This window comes from Azoarcus taiwanensis (assembly GCF_012910885.1).
In the GTDB taxonomy this organism is placed as follows: Bacteria; Pseudomonadota; Gammaproteobacteria; order Burkholderiales; family Rhodocyclaceae; genus Azoarcus_F; species Azoarcus_F taiwanensis.
The window spans coordinates 1-464 of record NZ_WTVM01000299.1; the positions used below are offsets into that span (position 1 = coordinate 1).

2 protein-coding genes are annotated in these 464 nt (G+C 62.1%); both read right to left on the reverse strand.

Translation table 11 applies throughout. The features are described from left to right. Positions 1 to 177: nitronate monooxygenase (locus GPA21_RS20415; protein WP_211163758.1), on the reverse strand; the 177-nt coding region annotated here is incomplete at its 3' end. Positions 178 to 257: 80 nt separating this feature from the next. Then, on the reverse strand, positions 258 to 464 hold a 207-nt coding region (locus GPA21_RS20420), incomplete at its 5' end, for a hypothetical protein (RefSeq protein ID WP_211163757.1).

Genomic DNA, 464 nt, shown 5'->3' on the forward strand with positions numbered 1-464 from the left:
CTGGCGCGAAATGGCCGTCAGCTCATTACGCAAGGCATCGGCGCTCAGCATCGCGCACGGCAGCGACCCAAGACCCCCGGCATTGGACACCGCGACCGTCAGCGCATGCCCCTGCACCCCCGCCATCGGGGCCTGAGTAATCGGCAGCTCGATGCCGAGAAGTTTCGTCAAGCGCATCGGTATATCTCCAGGATCGCTGAGCCTCTGGCTTGGATAACCGACGTGCGAGGCTCACGAGATGGCATGAGAGTTTGCGCTCAAGCCCACAGGAACAAGCCCACCGCCAGACAAGACAGGCCAGCCCAAACCGCCCGATTGTAGTCCCGCAAATGCCGGCTGTTGAAACCCTCGAAGGGTGCGATTGCAACGAGGGTATCGAAAACCAGCAGAGGCTTGCCGACGAACATCAGTGCAAGACCCAACTCGGCGACCAAGCCGCCCCCGTCTGCGCCTCTAGCCCACGA